This is a genomic window from Enterovibrio sp. FF113, assembly GCF_041439165.1.
GTDB classification, from domain to species: Bacteria; Pseudomonadota; Gammaproteobacteria; order Enterobacterales; family Vibrionaceae; genus Enterovibrio; species Enterovibrio norvegicus_A.
The window spans coordinates 12614-31669 of record NZ_JBGONO010000038.1 but is presented as its reverse complement, the minus strand read 5'-3'; the positions used below and the strand labels follow the sequence as shown (position 1 = coordinate 31669).

Here is a 19056-nt window from a genome sequence, read left to right as displayed (position 1 = left end):
CTATCAATGGCGATAGCATTGCGATTGATTTGCCGTTGCAAGTCGCGGATACCGGTGGTGATTTGATGCAAAGCCCCGCCACTATTTCCTTGGTTAGCAATGATGGTCAAGCACCGGTAGTGGGCGATGCAAGCCTTGAACTAGTAGAACCGCAGACCGATCCGAGTGAAACCAAAGAAGTAACAACCTCTGTTGATATTGATTTGGGCAGTGATCAAATCGTCAGTGCTGACTTTGATGCGGCCGCAGCGGAAGCAGCGTTCGTTGGCATCACCAGCCATGGTATGCCAACAACTGTCGATACGTCGGTTGATGGTGTGATTACCCTCTATGCTGACAACAATGGCACGCCTGAAAAAGTGTTGGAAATCACCCTGAAGCCGTCCAGTACGCTAGGAGAGCCAGCGCAATACACGGTGACACAATATCAGCCGATCGATCAGCATCAGGCCAGCGATGGCGATGGCGATGATGAAAAATCCAGTTTTACTTTACCGTTCACAGTGACCGACGCAGACGGTGATGTCAGCAATCAATCTTCTGTCACCTTTACTATCATCGACGGTACACCCGCGCCGGGTGGTGAGCGACTTGATGCACAAGGTGCCCCAACAGATTTCTTTTCTGTTAATGAATTAGAAACACCAAACCAATATGACGCGTCTGCACCAAAGAATACGACAACGGGCACGATTAATTTTGCAGCGACATCCGATCGATTAGTGCATGACACGCTATCTATCGATGATTTCTCCACGCTGGAAGCCGAGCTTAAACTACTGACGAATAATCTTGGTCAGAACATAGATTCGGTTTTGCTGACAACCGCTGCGGATGGCTCGATAACCATTCTAGCTTCTATCAACGGCGATCCCGCTCTGGAAATAGTGCTGACTCCTGCTCAAGCGCCGGATGGCTTGGGTGTTAATGTGAATACGTCGTTTACCCAACATCAGGCGCTCATTCATCCAATCGACCCTGCCGATCAAATCTCCGGTAACTATGTCAGTGCCGATGGCGATAAAATTAACATCAAGCTGCCCATTCAACTTGAAGATACCGATGGCGATAAACTGGTTGATCCCAACGACGCCAATACAGAGTCACCGAGAATAGTGACGTTTTCGGTGGCGGATGACGCCACAACGCTTGGTTTGACAACCACCGATCCTATTTCTGTGGAAGAAAGCAGCATTGATGATGGAACTGGTGTCAGTCAGGGCTCCAAATCCAGCGGTACGCTAAATATTGATAACACCAACGATGCCGGTGACCCGAATACGTTAGATGCCGATAGCGATACGGGGGACGATATTGGTCACTTCTTTTTTGTCAGCGACTACGTTGTCTACCCTGATGGGCAACCTGTTCTCGCCAGCGGCTACCCTATTTTCTTGGAGCAACGCCCTGCAACAGATGCGTACCCGAAAACCTACTTCGGTATCGCGGATGATGGGTCGGGCGACAACCGTGATGCATTCAAAGTCACCTTGCAAGAAGATGGCACCTTTAGTTTTGAGCTTCTATCAGGATTAGATCATGAGCCAGGTGATGGCAATAACTCGCTGAGCTTTAACCTCAGCGCCTATACCGTTGATGCGGATGGTGATCAATCGAGTCGCATCACCGTGCCAATCACGGTGCTAGATGATGTTCCCACAACACAAGGTGATATCTCAGCGTCTTTAGACGATGCATCCGTAGGCGGAAATACAACAACCGTTGATGTGTTTGAAATCACTAATTCTTCTTCGGTCCCTCCAGGCATTGAAAGCTTACAAGGTGCTGACAGCGCGTTCATCACGCGCATTCACAATGGTAAAGAATGGGAAGAGGTGTCAACCACACGCCCAACAACCCTTACTTTGTATTCTGAAGCTGATCCAAGTCTTGAGCTTGGCACCATGTTTATTGACCCACGCAATGAGCCCGTGGGCGAAATCACGTTTACGCTAAACCCTAACCTTACTGACCCGCAAGACGTCACGACCGAGACAATTCAATATGAAGTCACGGACTTTGATGGTGATAAAGCGTCCGGTCAAATTTCGTTATCAATTGATATTGATGCGCAAGGCGGGCAAAACGCATCATTAACTGTGGTTGAAGGGGATTTGGACAACGCCACGTATAGCGCGCCAGACACGGAAAGCTTTGTGATAGAAGCGGGCACTGAACGCTTGCTTCCAGATTCGCTACAAATCGCGCCTGACGATCTTGCCGCGATTGAAAGCGAGCTTGCGCAGATAACGTCCAATGGCGACGCCGTTACTTTCACCAGCCAAACCACCGTTGATGGCAATGGCGTGGCGACATTAACGTGGACAGGCACAGTAAACGGTGTGGTGGTCCTTGAACTGGTTGTCACCGCGACTCAAGATGGCAAAGACGTCAATATCTCCGCAACGCTCACGCAAAATGCACCGCTTGATCACCTCTCTGGGTCAGGCACTTATGTCAATATCGATGGCGATAAAATCACGGTCAACATGCCGCTGCAAGTGACTGACACGGGCGGTGACTTGATGCACAGCCCAGCGCAACTGACACTGCAAAGCACTGATGGTGCTGCGCCGGTGATTAGCGCATCAAGCATTGATTTGGTTGAACCACAAACGGATCCGAGTGATGCCAAGAGCGCCTCATCATCTACCGGCATTGATGTAGGGAGCGACGAAGTTAGCAGTATTGCCTTCGACACTACAGCTGCAGAGACCGCGTTTTCAGGTCTCACCAGTCATGGGATGCCAACCACGGTTGATACGTCAGTAGACGGAGTGATTACGGTCTATGCCGACAACAACGGCACGCCAGAAAAAGTACTCGAAATCACCTTTGAACCATCGGGAACGACGGGTGAGCCGACTTTCTCTGTCACGCAATATCAACCTATCGACCAGCATCAAGCCAGTGATGGGGATGCTGACGATGAAAAATCCACCTTTACCTTGCCGTACACCGTGACGGATGCTGATGGTGACGAAAGTCATTCGTCGTCTATCACGTTCAATATTATTGATGGCACGCCAGCCTCAGGTGGAGAGCGCTTAGATGCCTCAGGTGCACCAGTAGATGTGATTGCGTTGGAAGAAACCAGCACGCCAAATCAATATGACGCCTCGGCAACTGAAAATACACAATCTGGCACGATTAGCCTGGCAGCGATTTCAGATCGTTTAGTACCAGATACGATTTCGATTGATGATGGTAACAACAATGCCACGTTGATCAGTGAGCTCAAATTACTCTCCAATAATCTTGGCGAGTTTGTTGATGACGTGACAATGACACCAAGCACGGATGGTGCTGGCAATCCGGTATTGACCATTTTGGCATCCATCAATGGGGAGCCCGCGTTGCAGTTCGTGCTGACATCGACACAAGCTGCTGATGGTTTAGGTGTAGAGGTGGATGCCGCATTTACCCAATATCAAGCGCTGATCCATCCGAAAGAAGCGGGCGATCAAATCAATGAAAACTATGTTAGCGCCGACGGCGATAGCATTAGCATTAAGCTACCGATCCAAGTCGAGGATACGGATGGCGATAAATTGGTTGATCCAAATGATGCGAGCAGTGAGTTGGCGCGTCTTGTTACCTTTACCGTGGCAGATGATGACTCAACAAACGGAGGCGTAACATCTATCGATACGGTGTCTGTTCAAGAAAGCAGTATTGATGCGACAACCGGTAAGAGTGAGGGGTCGCAGTCGAGCGGCACGCTGAATATTGATACCACTAATGACAGTGGCGAGCCGAATACTCTCGATGTAGACAAAGCGCTTGGCGATGATTTTACGAACTATTTCTTTGAAACAGACTACCTAACTTATTCCGATGGCAGACCTGTTTTGGCGGATGGTTTTCTTGTGAGTCTAGAGCAACGACCTGCCACGGATGCTTACCCTAAAACCTATTTTGGTGTCGCTGATGACGGTACAGGCGACAATCGTGATGTGTTCAAAGTGACCTTAGCGCAAGATGGCACGTTTGGGTTTGAACTGTTATCGGGGTTAGATCACGACACTGGCGATGGCAAGAACGCTCTCACCTTTAACCTTATTGCACACACGGTAGATGCCGATGGTGATGAATCAGGGCAAATCCGCGTACCGATTGAAGTGCAAGACGATATTCCGACCGCACAAGGTGCGATTCCATTAGCGGTAAACGATTCACCAACCGATGACACCATGGTCAATATTGATGTATTTGAAGCCACTGATCCATCAGTGCCCTCCGATATTGAAAGCTTGCAAGGCGCTGATGGGGCCTTGATAACCCGCATTCACAATGGTGTTGAGTGGATTGACGTATCGACCACTAGACCATCGAGCATCACGCTGTATTCCGACACAGATCCGGCGCTTGAATTGGCCACCATGCGTATTGATCCGCGCAATGAACCTGTGGGTCAAATTGCCTTCACCTTTGTCGCTAACTTAGACAACCCATCGGCTGTGTTAAATCAATCGATTCAATATGAAGTGACCGATAACGATGGTGACACAGCCGAAGGTGCGATTGCGCTGACGCTAAACGATCAAGTGCCGACGATCACTATTGCGCCAGCAACGAGTGGCGTGATAACAGGTACCGAAGATCAGGGGCAGAATGATACGAATACAGAGGCTTCTGGCATTGATGCTTCCGCTGGCGTTGCCATCAATGTTCAGCTGAATATTGGTGACAATGACTTAGGCGAAGCCTACGAAGACGCAGGAACCTTGGTGCTTGACGGTGAAGTTACCCTCATGAGCAAGGACCCAGCTGGCGACATTGGCGGAAAATTCTACTTTAATGGCGCTGAAATCTTGCCAGACGGCGATGGGAATATCGTGTTCTTGGGCAGCATGTTTCAAGCTTCCGGCACCGTTGCGCCGATTATCTTTGATTTGTCAGGCGTAACATTTATTCCTGACCCTGACTACTCCTCCTATGACGACACCGACCTGATTCAGTTTGATGTTGAGTTAGAACTAAACGGTCATGAGCCTATTTTCACCTCCTCGCCGATGGAAGTGACGGTTTCCGGCGTTGCCGATGCGCCAACCATCACATTGATTGGCGATGCAGCGGATGGAGTATTCGAGCTCAAAGAAGACTTCAACCCATTCGGCACGTCGATTAATGACCCTGCACAGTTCGTACTGTCAGATCTTCTGTCAGCGGGTCTGCAGGATACTGATGGCTCAGAAACACTTGCGCTGGAATTCACGCTGTCGCCAAGCGAAGGACGATTCCAAGGTGGTGCTATCTATGAAGATAACGGCGTTTGGAAGCTGGATGACCCATCGCGATTGAGCCAAGTTCGCTTTATTCCCAACAGTGAATTCAGCGGAGACATCGCACTCGGCATTAAAGCAATATCCACCGAATCAGCACCAACGAGCACAGAAACGGCCGAAACAACGTCGTCTATTATCTTGCGCGTCGAACCTGTTGCTGACGAGGCAAGAATGGTGGTGCGCACCGTCGTAGGGAATGAAGATGCGGGTAACCCAGATACCAATGTCGCGGAAGGGGAGGCAATTTCACTCGCTAGCGCGATTTCGTTGACCACGCTTGGCAGTGATGCCGATGGGTCAGAAGCCATGTTCGTGCGCATTTATGACATACCAGCGGGCGCGACACTGCAACTTAATGATGGCGGTACGATTACACCCATTACCGACACTGACCGTATCGCGATTGCCGACTTAGCGAACCTAGAACTTATTCCACCAGTTCACAGCAATGAAAACATCACATTGATGGTCGAAGGCATTGTTGTTGACTCTGCCACGAACTCGCCGGATGACGAACGCATTTTGCCGGCTCAACCCCTGAATGTACTGATTGCTGGTGTTGCTGATACGCCGGAATTTTCGATTGAAAACCCAGGAACTAATCCGGGCGAGTGGCAATACGACGCTGCTACTGGTGTTGTGACAACGACAGTCCCAGAAGACGGTATTAACGGCGATGGTTTGGTGGCAGTTGATTTCAATGTGTCGTCTGGTGAGAAGGCACTTTCGCCATCGGATAGCTCAGAATCACTCACCATGATCGTCTCGAATCTGCCTGATGGCGTATCGTTTGTGGTCAAAAATGCGGATGGTTCATTAACCGATGTTGAACTGGCATTTGCTGGCTGGGAAACAGACGGTAGCGGTATGTCAATTCCTACCTATTCCGTCGCGCTTGATGCCTTTGCATCGGGTGATGTCTATCTCAAGCTTCCGCCCAATACCACCGAAGATCTGCGCATTGAGACCAAATTGGTCGCGACAGAAAACGATGGCGATGACAAAGCGATCAGCACCACGATTGAAGTGATTGTCGGCCCGCCAGTGATTGATGCGGCAGATACTTACGAAACATCAACGACAACAGGCAACGAAGATGCATGGGTGAACATAGATTGGCAGCCTGATCTTACCGTTGCAGGTGTGCCTGATTCTGATGCGCAAGGCGTGAAAGAGTTTGTTGTTGGTGCGACCATTTCTGGGTTCGCTGATACAGACAGTGTGCAATTGGTCAAAGGCAGCGATGTTATCGCGTTAACACCTGTTGGCGGTGAAGTGACCTTGACGGAAGCGCAGATTGCTGATGGCTATCAACTACAAGTGAAGCGTGCGCCTCATAGCGACGAAGACCTCACGTTGACGACGTCAGTGACGATTCGACAAGACGACTTTGAAGGGCAGACATCTGCCGAGAAAGAGATTACCGGCACGGTCAATATTGATATTCAGGCGGTGGTTGAAACGGTAGATGGCACCTTGGCCTTGCTAGATAGCACAAACCAGCCTGTCACTGAAGTGTCTACCGACACCTCGGGCAGTGCCGCATTCCTGAATGCCGTGGTGTTCACACATCCAGACACATCAAGCTCTGAAGAAATCATCAAAGTTTACATCAGTGATTTACCGGAAGGCTTCTATGTAGAAAACGCGCAGTTTAATGGTGATATGGGCTGGATTCTTGACGATCCAAATGACTTTACCATCGTTGCGCCACCTAACAGCGCGCTTCAGCAAACCACATTTACACTGAGTGCCATGGTCATTGACCGTGGTGACGGCGGCGAAGGAGATGAAAGCCTTCCTGAAGTGGTAACTAGCGTCATTACACTGAACTACCAAAACTCATCGACTGACACTGAATTGGCGCAAACCGTGACGCCAACGGACACCACAGTAGTGTTGACGGGAGATGAAGACAACCCGATTTCACTAGCAGACGTGGGTACAGCAATCAACTGGCCAAGTGCGGGTACAGGTGACGAGCTTAACGACCAAATCACCATCGTGATCAAAGGCGAAGACTTGCCGGCAGGGTCGGTTGTTGGAGGGGCCGACTACCATGTCGAAGACAATATCTATGTGTTCACTCCGCCAGGTCGACAAGAATCGGGTAACCCTTACCCAAGTGGATTGGATTTATCCGCACTGACTATTACGCCGCCAGAAGATTTTGCGGGTGAAATGTCTGTGCCGATTAGCGTGGTCAATATCGACAGCGTTAGCGGTCATACCACAACGACAGCAATGACCGTTGATATTGACGTCAAGCCATTGGTTGACCTACCCGAGCCAGACGGTGCCGCGCAACCGGGTGACAATACGCTAGATTTCTCGTTCTCACTGGGCATCAAAGAAACGCAAGGTTTGAACGCGGAGCAGCAACCACTCGAAGCGGGTGAAACGGAACAGGTTGTTTCCGGTCAGGCACTTGAAGATGGCATTATTATCCTCAGTCTGAGTGCTTCGTTGGCCGACAATGATCAGGCCAATGGTGAAGAGAAAATCACCGCGGCGACACTGACAGTGCCTGCGGGTATGGGCATGTTTGTATTGGCCGATGGCAGTGAATCAAGCACCTTGGTTGTTGATGCAAGCCAGCTTAATGACATCAAATTTAAGCCTTCACCCGATTTCAGTGGTGAAGTTGAAGTCTCTGCGACCATCACGATTACAGACACAGCAACAACCGGTACTGACAGCCGCACGGTGAACACCACCATGAACGTTGAAGTGACGGCTGTAAATGACGAAGTCACCTTTACCCAAAATGGCACGGAATTAGGCGACACCGACGTCGCTGAGATCACTGTGGATGAAGATACGACCAGCGGCGCTTCACTGGCCGATCTTGGCTTTAGCTTTAGTGATATTGATGGCTCCGAATCCCTTGCGTCTATTATCGTGGAAAATGTGCCAGACGGGTTTACCTTGTCTGCCCCTGCGGTCAATGCATCAGAAGGGCAGTGGATCATTCCTGCCAGCGCGATAACAGACAACACATCGCTGTCGCAAATCACGGTGGAGCCAGCGGGCAACTTCAGTGGCACGGTTAACTTTACGGTTACCGTGTTTACCCAAGAAGACAACTTGAGCGAACCTGTTGGATACAGCCAAGTCGTTTCACTCACGGTCGATCCTGTGGGTGATGGGGCGAACGCCAATGTGAACGCATCGGCATCCGGCACGGAAGACACCGCCGTTCATCTTGAAATGGAAATCACGGCGAAAGATAACCGCGATAGTGTTAGCGATACAGGGCAGCCATCAGGTGTTGATGTCACTGAAAACCCACCTGAAACCTTACTTATTACGATTTCAGGTGTCCCTAGTGGCGGCAAAATTGTTCTGCCTGATGGTGTGGTCGGCATCGTCACACCGGAAACCTCGGACGGCGGTGATATTGTCGTGACCATCGACAGTACGCGTCTTGAGGATCTGACCTTTATTCCGCCGCAAGATGTTAACGGCCAATTGGTGTTGGATCTTGCCATTCAGACCGTGGATAACGGTGCGGTGTCTACTGATGTGGTGAATAAACAAATTACCGTCAACCTATCAGCAGTGAATGATGAGCCCGTGAACATCCTAGCGGATAGCTACGCCGCAGAAGAGGACACTGTGCTCACAATTACCGACCTGCAAGTCCAAGATGTGGATGCAAGAGACGGCAGCAGCGTGGTGAATGTGCAATTGGCAGTGGGCGCGGGCAGTACGCTTAACCTTGTTGGTGATACCACGGGAATCACTGTCTCAGGAGCAGGGTCAAATACGTTAACGCTGACCGGTGACATCGACGCCATTAATACCTTACTTGCTGGTGGCGTTAACTATGAATTTGCAGGTGACAATACCTCGGGTGATGACACCTTAACCATGACCACGCGTGATCGCGGAAACTTTGGTGCTGGCGGTCAGAAATTCGATCGCGATACTGTCTCCATTGTTGTTGCGCCTAAATCAGACATGCCAGCGCTTACTTATGCCACTCAGCTTGCATCTATGCGCGCAGCAGTTGGCGCGATTGTTCCGTTATTGGGGCTGATGGCGACGTTGGTTGACCCGATTGATAACGAATTCTCCTTAACTTTTAGCGGACTCGGTACGTCTGGAGAGTTAATTGATAGCGCAGGTAACCCGGTTGGCACGAATGATGGGAATGGGAATTGGACACTCAGCCAAACGGATTTAGCATCGGTCACGCTTGAGGATCTCAATCTTCGATTTAGTGCGCAGCCAGTGGGTGATGTGACCGTCACTGCGCTGTCTGATGTCGGTGATGGCGATCCAAAAGAAGCCTCACTCACCATTAATATCGAAGTGGTAGACACAGCAGCAACGCCTGTTCTCAATGATACAGATAACACCGGTGATAACTTGGTAGTCGATGGCAACCAAGCAACGCAAGTTCACGGCGGTGCGGGCGAGGACATTCTCGCGGGTGGTTTAGGCGAAGACATTCTCACAGGCGGCGCGGGTGACGACCAAATGTGGGGTGGTGATATCGATGGCACGGGAGACAGTGCCGCCGATACCTTTGCGTGGAAATCCGGTGATTTCGGTACGGCTGCAAACGTTGCCAATGATGTGATCAAAGACTTTGAAAACGGGATTGATGTGATCGATCTTTCCGACGCATTTGATACCACAGGCGTGTTTACCTTTACCGAATTGGCGAATCGACTTGATATCCAAACGGTGGGCGGTGATACGCGCATTCAAGTGTTTGATGATGCCAGCGCGCCGATCCAAAACATCCTCATTGAAGGCCACACGCTGAATGAGTTGCTGGGGATGGATGCATCCGGTCTGACACAAGATGAAATTCTTGAGTCCATGTTGATGACGGGTCAGCTGGTGGTGTTTGATCCAAACTCAACGCAATTTGGCACAGAAGCGGATGATAACCTCGAAGCAGACGATGCCGGTGCGCGTGTTATAGCCGGTGATGGTGACGATATCATCGAAGCGGGCTTAGGTGACGATATTCTCGTGGGCGGCGAGGGCGATGATGTCTATGCGTGGACAGCCGATAGCGTTAGCGCTACGTCAAGTAATACAGATACGGTGGCAGACTTTGAGCTGGGTGACACGGTCACGGTAGCCGATCAGCTAGATGTCTCTGCGATTCTGCCGGATGCCATTGGCAGTGGTTCTTCCATTGGCGAATTGCTGGATTACATTCGCCCTGAAATGACAGACGATGGCTTGACCCTTCACGTGTCACGAACCGCGGGCGGCATGGAAGTGCAAGACATTGTTCTGCACGACGTAGGCTGGAGTGAACTTGGCTTAGATGTGAGCGCAACAGGCACGGATATTCTGAATCAATTGATCCAACAGCAAGCGCTGAAACTAGACTAAGGCTAATTGTTTAGAATGCGTCAGTTTTGACACGCGAATTACCACCAAAGAAAGGCACTGCATCATGCAGTGCTTTTTTATGTGTGGTATATATCTGTTTATATTCCTGTTGAAACAGGCACCTTGCGTCATTTTGCGCATAGTTGCTTGAAATAGCCTTTAAAAAGTAGAGCCATGAAAACACTCTTTGCCCATCGAGGAATGTCCTCACTTGCGCCAGAAAACACACTTGCAGCTTTCTCATTAACGCCAGAATATGGCCTCAACTGGGTAGAGTGCGACGTGGATGTATTGGCTGACGGCACGGTTGTCCTCAGTCATGATGAAACATTAGATCGCTGCACCGACAGACCCGGCAGTTTGTATGACTTGACCGTGGACGATCTCGACGATATTGATGCGGGAAGTTGGTTTGGTGATGCCTTTATCGGCGAGCGAATCCCAACGTTCGCCGAGTTTATTGAACTGGCCAACAAGCTTAAGCTAAACATCAATGTCGAAATCAAGTCATGCACGGGCGGTTGGGCGCAGACAGAAAGTTTGATTGATGGCGTCATTGAAGAGTTAAAGAAGCTGGACAAAGATCGCGATCTCCTGATATCCAGCTTCAATGTATTGGCGTTAGCAGAGTTTAAACGCCGCTGTCCTGATATTTCTATCGCTTGTCTATTCAGCACAGAAACGTTGGAAGCTGATTGGCTGGCGGTGTTGCAGGCTTGCCAAGCAAACGCGGTTAACGTGGAAGACAAAGGGCTGACCAAAGAGATGGTACTTGAAATCAAAGAGCACGGTTACGCTGTGAATGTGTACACGGTGAATCATCTTGCTCGCGCCAATCAGTTGTTTAACTGGGGTGTTGATGGCGTGTTTACCGATGTCGGGCATACTTTCCCATCTCGCTACCGAAACGCATAAATCCCCACCCAAAAGTGATAGGTATGACAGATTGAATCTATAAATTTCAACGATTATACCTATCACTTATCTCGTCATAAACTACCCCCATAGACATTAAGGCCAACGGCCAAACAAAATGCCAAAAGAGAATGGGGAAGGGGTTATGACAAGCATTAATATCGGTATTCAAGAACAAGACAGAATTGTGGTTGCAGAAGGCCTAAAACGCCTATTAGCGGATTCATACACCCTGTACCTACAAACGCACAATTTTCACTGGAATGTTACGGGTAAACAATTTCGCGAACTCCACGTGATGTTTGAAGAGCACTACAACGCGCTGGCGCTGGCAGTCGATGAAATCGCGGAGCGAATTCGCACTCTAGGCGTCGCCGCACCGGGCACGTATAAAGCCTTTGCTGAACTGAGCGCGATTGAAGAAGTGGAAGGGGTCCCATCGGCTGATGACATGGTGGACATACTCACCAAAGGTCACGAGCAGGTGGTTCGCACCGCCCGTGAAGTGCTCAAACTGGCACAGCAAGCCGATGATGAATCCTCCGCATCACTGGTATCAGACCGCATGCGCGAGCACGAGAAAACCGCGTGGATGCTCCGCGCCATGCGTGAGAACGGTTAAGCCGCAAAGATTAAAAGTAAGCAATGTACCGTAAGTAGAAGGCCGCCGATGGGGCAGCCTTTGTGTTTCTGGCGTTGTTTGATGAATGCGTGTTCTTCGAAGCAGGCGACAGCGGTTTTGAAATCATCAAGCATTTAAATGGGAAACACACCTGTAAAACTGACAAGATTATGGTTTTCTCAGGGTGTGTCCCTCATATGTCTCAGCCCCAGCCTTCCCACCAATAAGACAAAACAACCCGCCATCGCCCATTACTATCTTCTCTATCACATCACTCGTAACAGACTGATAAGCAATTCATTTCTATAAATTGCATTGATTAATGCATAGGGGATACGGATGTCCAAAACGCTCTTCACCATTGCCATCATTTTATCTTTGATGGGCTGCAATCATTCAACGTCAAACCCAAATACCCGTTCGACGCCCCCTTCCAATGATGCGCAGCCGTCATCAGAGCCCGACACTGATACTGAAAATCAGGAAGAAGAATCAACGTCATCGTTTTCCATGGAACTAAGAGCGCAACCGTCGGTAGACGATCAACTTGGGCTTATCTACCAACATTTTGATCATACCCTCGACAGAACCGATTCGTTGACAGGCACTGATGACAATCAAGACGGTATTCGTGACGACATTGAAGCCTTTTTAAACATGCTGGAAGTGGAAGAGCCGGTGAGAAATGCCCTCAAACAAAATGCACGTCATGTTCAAGATAACCTTCACTATGATTTCACCGAAGATACGCCAGAGAATGAAGATCTCGCGTTTGAAATCAGTAAGAACTACGTCAAAGTCATTGCTTGCGAGGGCTTTCTAGGCATGCCTGTGCGTGACATGACCAATACATCAAAGACGCTCGTGGCACTCACCTACAACACCAAAGCACGCACCATGGCATTTCTGGCCTACAACAGGCTGTTAGATGGAAACACCTATGTACTCCTTGACGACAAGGAGGAGTATTGTGAATAAACACCTCATTGCGGTGATGCTCATTGTTTTAGCATCACTGCCGTCACGGGCTGCAACGGTCAATGAATGCGAAGTATCAGGCTATGCGTTTGGCTTTTTTAACGGTGTCGCCAACAACACAATCAGCACATATGAATTTATTTAACCCTGAAAATTGTGGAGCAAAGCGAAACGTAGCCAACTGTTTTTGTTCCGATGGAAGTTTTGGTTAGACAATGTGACTATAATCTAACCAAATAATGAAACCAATTACACCATTCCAAAATAAGTGAAAAAAAATAACAGAAAATATTGCTGCTAAATCATTGATTCTTGAGCGGAAGTATTCATAAACAAGACTAAGCACAATACCAAGACCTGCAACGATAAATACAGTATCTATTCCCACAAGTGAATGTGAGGCTGAAAATAGAAATGCAGTTAGTAAAACTGAGGTGATTATATTTTTAGTGCCCCGTCTGAAAATACCTTGCATTAGAAATTGAAATATAACAGTTTCAATAATCGGAGCGATTATTAGGATTGACAATAATAAACTCATGAAGCCGCCATTAGGAATAATAAATTTATCTGTAACTATGAAAGTATCAATTATTAAACCAAAACATACAGCCCATAATGCCGCAAACGTATACATGGCAAGTAAAAACTTAACAGGCTTCATTTCAAATGAACGATAAATTAAGTTGGTTGTTAAGTGATACATCATTAAAATTCTACCGAAGGTTGCCTAACAGCCAATTAGATCCCAATGTGGGGTGCTGAAACCCTCCGCTTTGGGGTTTTCCACACAACCAATAATCACTGGAGGTTTCTTTAAGGATCTGTTTTTAATCGAGTATAACTAAATGTGTTGTCAGTGCGAACGAGGGAATACGCCAAGTTTGGATGTTTCTACCAACATCACGGATTGCCATCAGACAATCTATTGAAGGATCTCGGATTGAAACTGATTGGATGTATCTTCGCCAATGCAGATAGAACAAAAAACGCTTTTGAAAAAACGCGGAGCGTTATTCCGCGCGTTGTTTGATGAATGCGTGTTCTTCGAAGCAGGCGACGGCGGCTTTGTACTCATCAATCGCTGATTCAATATCGCCGCCGTTGAGATTGGCGATACGGTGGGCGGCTTGGTCAATGCCGCAGCTGTCAGTAATGGCATCAATCACGTTGTCTGGAACGACCTCGCCTTGTTGGTCTAGCCAGACAATGCGGGGGAGGGATTCCACATTGTGGTTGTTACCAGCGTGCGCGTTGAACGCAAAAAGTAATATGAACAGCATTAGGCCTTTCATCATGTTCCCTTACGACTTTGAACTCTTGAGCGCTTTCTTTGCAAGCTCGTCTGTCAGCATGTGCATTTCTGGCAAGATACGATGAATCAAATGGAGTTGCTGCAACACCATACGTGCTGATGTACTTTCTTCTTCACGCCATCGTTCTAAATGCTTGCCAAGCGCGTCATCTAAGCAAGGTGTCGTTTCAACCGCATCCCCCGCCAGTTTTGTGATCAGACAATCCAGCTCTTCGTGTATGCCACGGTGCGCTTTGGATACCAGTTCATGAATGCTGTCATCATCCATTTGCATGCGGTGTGCGCCAAGGGTTGAGATATAACTCAGCATGGCATGGTTCAAACACAGAAAACGGAAGCTTTCATCAATGGCGGTGCGGTAGCGTCCTGGCTCTGCCAACATGTTACTGATGGCGGTGGTTAGCTGTGCATCTTGATTATGGGATTCGCGTCGAGCCACGCGATAGGCCATGGTATCGCGTTTACCAATGCGGTATTGGCCAATGATTTGCCCCAAATAATCTCGGTTTGCCGTGACAGAATCTTTCATGATCCCGCGTAAACGGTGTGCTTGCCAATCAGGTAAAACAAAACGCACTGCCGCGACTGACAATAAACAGCCAATTAGCGTATCCCCAAGGCGAGGTAGCATCACCGCATAGCCTTCACCGAGTTGGTTGAAACACATGAGCACCAACAAGGTAATAAACGCGGTCGCTGCGGCATAGTGGGTGGTGCGGAAGGCGAAGAACAACACGCCAAATAACACCATCAGTACCAGTTGCCCTGTTAAATCAGGGAACAATGTGAGTAGGGGGAGACCAACCAGTAAGCCAATTAAGGTGCCGGATACACGCTCAGTGAGCTTACTTCGGGTGGCAGAGTAGTTGACCTGACACACAAACAAGATGGTGAGCAATATCCAGTAGCCGCGCGTTAAATCAAACGCCTGAATAATGCCATAGCCGACACCCAGCGCCAGGCTCAAACGCACCGCATGGCGAAACAGCAATGATTTAGGCGTTAGCTGTGCCCAAACACGGGCGCACTTTTCACGGAAGCTGTGTGCGTTTGAATCTGGGATTTCTTTGTCTTCGTCATTGAGCATGGCATCAGGATTACTGATGTTGGAAAGCTGGCGCTCTACCGTGGCTAAGTTGCTGAATAGAAAGTCTAACTGACTAAGTAACGGGTTCCACTCAGGGTTATTTTCTGCTTTGATATAAATGAGCGACTCTTGCAATTCATCCAATGCTTTGACGCTTTGCTCGCCGTGACGATAAGGGCGAGACAAGGTGAGGCAGTGTGAAACCTCTAAGCAGGCTTTAGCTTGCAAGTGCAATAGGTGCTGCAAGCGGAACATGACATCGCTATGGAAGAACACTTCGGCTAGATCTTGATAGCGATAGTGGGACGAGTTCGCGCGCTCATGAATGTCTTGGGCAAGAAAGTAAATTTTCAGCAGTTGTCGTGTGTTGTCGTTGACCCGACCGCGACGCATTCGGTTCATTAAGGCGGTTTTGGCACCGTTAAGCGCATTCACCACTTTGATATTTTCGTTCGCATCACGCAGTCGCAAAGGTTGCGGATTCAAGCTGCGACTGGGGTGAAACATCTCTGATTTTTGATCGAGATAGTGAGAAAGGGTGTTGAATACCAAAGCAATGCTTTGCTGAACCGGTTGCAGCGGCCAGAGCAAAAGCCAGACGAGAGAAATCAAACCATACCAAGCCGCGCCCGCGATGAGCAGCATCGGCTGGAACCAAAGAGAGGGGGATTCTTGCGCCCCTAGCATGGTGTAAATCGCGGTCAGCACAGAAGCAAAAGCAATGCTGGTATAGCGAGGGCCAATGGCGCCCAACATGATAAAACTGAAGGTGGAAACGACCATTCCCAACGCAAACAAAATGGGATATTCAAAAAGGATTTCGACAGAGAAGGTCGTGATAGCAAAACAGAATAGGGTGGTGAGAAGGGCGGAGAGTCGACCCGAGAAATTGTCATCCGTTTCGGCCAGTGCAGAAGCAATGATACCCAACACCAAGGGGGTAATCGCTTCAGATGCACCATACCACCAACAGGGAAGAGCAACACCGACCAAGGCGATAAACACGCGGACGCTGTAATTAATTCGGCTGTTTGCCCAGTATTCACGGAATGTAAGCGAAGTGCGTTTAGATATCATGAGAACGAAACTAGATGAAGAATGGAAGTAAGATAGCAGATTGAAACCTTCATCCAAGGGGTGAGATCAAAAACGAGGGTTTTTTCCCTTTCATAAGATCCTTTTGTTGATTTTTCATTCACCTATGTTCTTCAACGACGCATGACTGAAGGTCGTGAGATGCGTGTCAGAAGTTGCTATCCTACACACTGAAATTTACGTAACAGAAGCCTTTGATGAAATTATCAGCCAGTAAGTTGGCTCAATGGTGTGTGCAAGGCGATCACTACAGCATCGCACTTGAAGAACACCACCTTGTGTTTGAATCCAAACATTTGACAGAAACTGTCCCCTTCGCCATTTGGGACGGGCAATGTCGCCTATCTCGCGGTTTGTTGTGGGGTAAGCTGACGTTTATTGTTTCCCCTGCCGATCAACCTGCACGGTCAATCTCTGTTTATGGTCTTCCATGGTTTGAACTTTCTTCCTTGGTCGAACAATTGACAGCAAGCTATCAAGATTGGCTGGCAAAGCAGAAGAACACATTCATGCTGGTTGAACACGAGTTGGTGGCGCTGCGCGATGAACTTGAAGGGCATAAAGGCTACCTGCGTGACGCCGATTTACAACAATGGGTCAGCAAAGCGGGAATAGCCGTGGCGGAATTTGGTGTACACCCCCAAGTGGCTTCTATTGCCAATCCTGCGCTGTATCAAGGGTTCTTCGGTTGGCTGCAAAATGGCAGCGCGATGCGTGAAGCCAAAAACACCCAATGGCGGGAAACCGAACTAGAACGTTGGTCTCAGTGGTTTGATGGCATTGAATCTTCGCCGCTTAACCCTTCTCAGCGTCAAGCCGTGTTGATGGATGACAACCATAATCTTCTTTTGGCTGGTGCAGGCTCAGGCAAAACCAGCGTGTTGATGGCGCGCACCCAATACTTGGTAGCCAGCGAGCAAACCACACCAGAACGCATCGTGATGTTGGCATTTGGCAAGAAAGCCAGCGAAGAAATGGCGCAACGGCTAGCCAGTGCGGGGCTGCGAAATGTTGAAGTGTCTACGTTCCATAGCTTTGCAACAAAAGTCATCAAGGCGCTCACAGGTAACGCACCTGTGCTGTCTGCACTCGCGACCGATGAAGAAGCGAAACTCAGTTGGATGACGCTATGGCTCGCTGAGCATCTCACTCAACCTGCGGTCGAAAAACGCTGGCTGAAGCACCTTTCTCAGTGGAAATTACCTGGCTTGAACGCAGAGAGAAAATTGGCTGAACAGGCTCATGAACCGCGTTTACACAAATGGTTGTGGCGTCAGGTTGATCTGCTGATCCAACAAAATAAATCGCAGGCGGCGATGCGCTCGCAAGTGAACGGTGATGCGCGCGCTGAAAGTGAATTCGCGTTGGTATGGCCTTTGATGCGCAGTTATCAAACTCATTTGTCTCAAGCGAATGAAGTCGATTTTAACGGATTGATTAAAGAAGCCACCAAGTTACTTTTACGAAAAAGCGCGACGTTTTCGGCGCAATATGACCACATAATGGTGGACGAATACCAAGATATTTCCCCGTCACGCATGGAAATGCTTGAAGCACTGTGTGGCGGTAAGCGAGAACGTGCGCCTTCGTTGTTCGCGGTGGGTGATGATTGGCAGGCGATATACCGTTTTGCGGGCTCCGATGTCAGTTTGACCACGGATTTTCTCGCACGATTCCCCGCTGGCGTTATTCGCTATTTGGACGTGACTTACCGTTTCCATTCCCAAATAGGTGCGGTGGCAAACCCGTTTATTCAGGTCAATCCAAGACAGTTGGCTAAACCGCTGAATAGTGTGAAAACGCAGAAGAAAAAGGCCGTGCACCTTGTGTCATCAGAAACGCTAGAAGACACACTGACGAAGCTTGCAGCATCAAAGGGGGAGCGTGACGCAACACTCATGATGATAGGGCGCAATCATGCCAGTAAACCAGAGGGATTTTCATCATGGCAAGCGCGTTGGCCATCGCTCAATATTGTGTTTGTTACGGCACATGCGAGCAAAGGATTAGAAGCAGATTTTACGTTTTTACTCGATGTTAACGAGGGCGTATTCCCAGCAAAAGGCCAAAGCGAAGGGCTAGAAGTGGCGATGCTGTCTGTTGACGGGGAAATGGAGCATGCCGAAGAGCGTCGGCTTTTCTATGTGGCGCTGACCCGAGCGCGGCAAGCGTGTTGGATTTTCTGCCATCCAGAAAAGCCATCTGTATTCGTTAAGGAGCTTTGGCAGGGAGATTATCCCGTGATGTCAAAGTTACCCAAAAAAGCGCTTGAGTTCGAACAAGCGCCGCCTGCTATCGAACAGTCAGCCATGTCGGAATAGACAAGGCGGAACAAGACAGGGCTGATAAGCCAGAGCTTAATAAGGCAAAGTTTAATAAGCCAAAACCAAATGGT

General features: G+C 48.9%; 9 protein-coding genes. 6 read left to right on the top strand and 3 right to left on the bottom strand.

Translation table 11 applies throughout. The annotated features are described in order from the left end of the window. The 5 genes from ACED36_RS21270 to ACED36_RS21250 form a co-directional block, all read left to right on the top strand. Positions 1-10649 (top strand): hypothetical protein (locus ACED36_RS21270; protein ID WP_371733788.1); only part of this gene is annotated, 10649 nt, incomplete at its 5' end. A 174-nt stretch (positions 10650-10823) separates the two neighbouring features. After that, complete coding sequence (locus tag ACED36_RS21265; RefSeq protein WP_017004090.1) at positions 10824-11564, top strand: glycerophosphoryl diester phosphodiesterase; 741 nt, start codon at positions 10824-10826, stop codon at positions 11562-11564. 145 nt (positions 11565-11709) lie between these two features. Further along, on the top strand, positions 11710-12186 hold the full coding sequence (locus ACED36_RS21260) for a Dps family protein (RefSeq protein ID WP_017004089.1): 477 nt from the start codon (positions 11710-11712) through the stop codon (positions 12184-12186). 339 nt (positions 12187-12525) lie between these two features. Then, a complete protein-coding gene (locus tag ACED36_RS21255) occupies positions 12526-13164 on the top strand; it encodes a hypothetical protein (protein ID WP_017004087.1) in 639 nt (212 codons plus the stop codon). Further along, a complete protein-coding gene (locus ACED36_RS21250) occupies positions 13157-13309 on the top strand; it encodes a hypothetical protein (protein ID WP_017004086.1) in 153 nt (50 codons plus the stop codon). Before ACED36_RS21255 ends, ACED36_RS21250 begins: the two co-directional genes overlap by 8 nt. 63 nt (positions 13310-13372) lie before the next feature. Here the strand turns inward: ACED36_RS21250 and ACED36_RS21245 are convergent, their stop codons facing one another. From ACED36_RS21245 to yccS, 3 genes are all read right to left on the bottom strand, one after another. Beyond that, complete coding sequence (locus ACED36_RS21245; RefSeq protein ID WP_017004085.1) at positions 13373-13873, bottom strand: CPBP family intramembrane glutamic endopeptidase; 501 nt, start codon at positions 13871-13873, stop codon at positions 13373-13375. A gap of 304 nt (positions 13874-14177) precedes the next feature. Further along, a complete protein-coding gene (locus ACED36_RS21240; RefSeq protein ID WP_241819185.1) occupies positions 14178-14447 on the bottom strand; it encodes a hypothetical protein in 270 nt (89 codons plus the stop codon). Between the two features lie 21 nt (positions 14448-14468). After that, positions 14469-16643, bottom strand: a complete 2175-nt coding sequence (gene yccS / locus ACED36_RS21235) for a YccS family putative transporter (protein WP_371733787.1) — start codon at positions 16641-16643, stop codon at positions 14469-14471. A gap of 215 nt (positions 16644-16858) precedes the next feature. On the opposite strand from yccS, the gene helD reads away from it, so the two are divergent. Continuing rightward, on the top strand, positions 16859-18982 hold the full coding sequence (helD, locus tag ACED36_RS21230; RefSeq protein WP_016961422.1) for a DNA helicase IV: 2124 nt from the start codon (positions 16859-16861) through the stop codon (positions 18980-18982). Positions 18983-19056: the final 74 nt, after the last annotated feature.

Coding starts and splice junctions, on each gene's coding strand:
- ACED36_RS21265 (WP_017004090.1), top strand. CDS start 10,824: ATGAAAACACTCTTTGCCCATCGAGGAATGTCCTCACTTGCGCCAGAA.
- ACED36_RS21260 (WP_017004089.1), top strand. CDS start 11,710: ATGACAAGCATTAATATCGGTATTCAAGAACAAGACAGAATTGTGGTT.
- ACED36_RS21255 (WP_017004087.1), top strand. CDS start 12,526: ATGTCCAAAACGCTCTTCACCATTGCCATCATTTTATCTTTGATGGGC.
- ACED36_RS21245 (WP_017004085.1), bottom strand. CDS start 13,873: ATGATGTATCACTTAACAACCAACTTAATTTATCGTTCATTTGAAATG.
- ACED36_RS21240 (WP_241819185.1), bottom strand. CDS start 14,447: ATGCTGTTCATATTACTTTTTGCGTTCAACGCGCACGCTGGTAACAAC.
- yccS (WP_371733787.1), bottom strand. CDS start 16,643: ATGATATCTAAACGCACTTCGCTTACATTCCGTGAATACTGGGCAAAC.
- helD (WP_016961422.1), top strand. CDS start 16,859: ATGAAATTATCAGCCAGTAAGTTGGCTCAATGGTGTGTGCAAGGCGAT.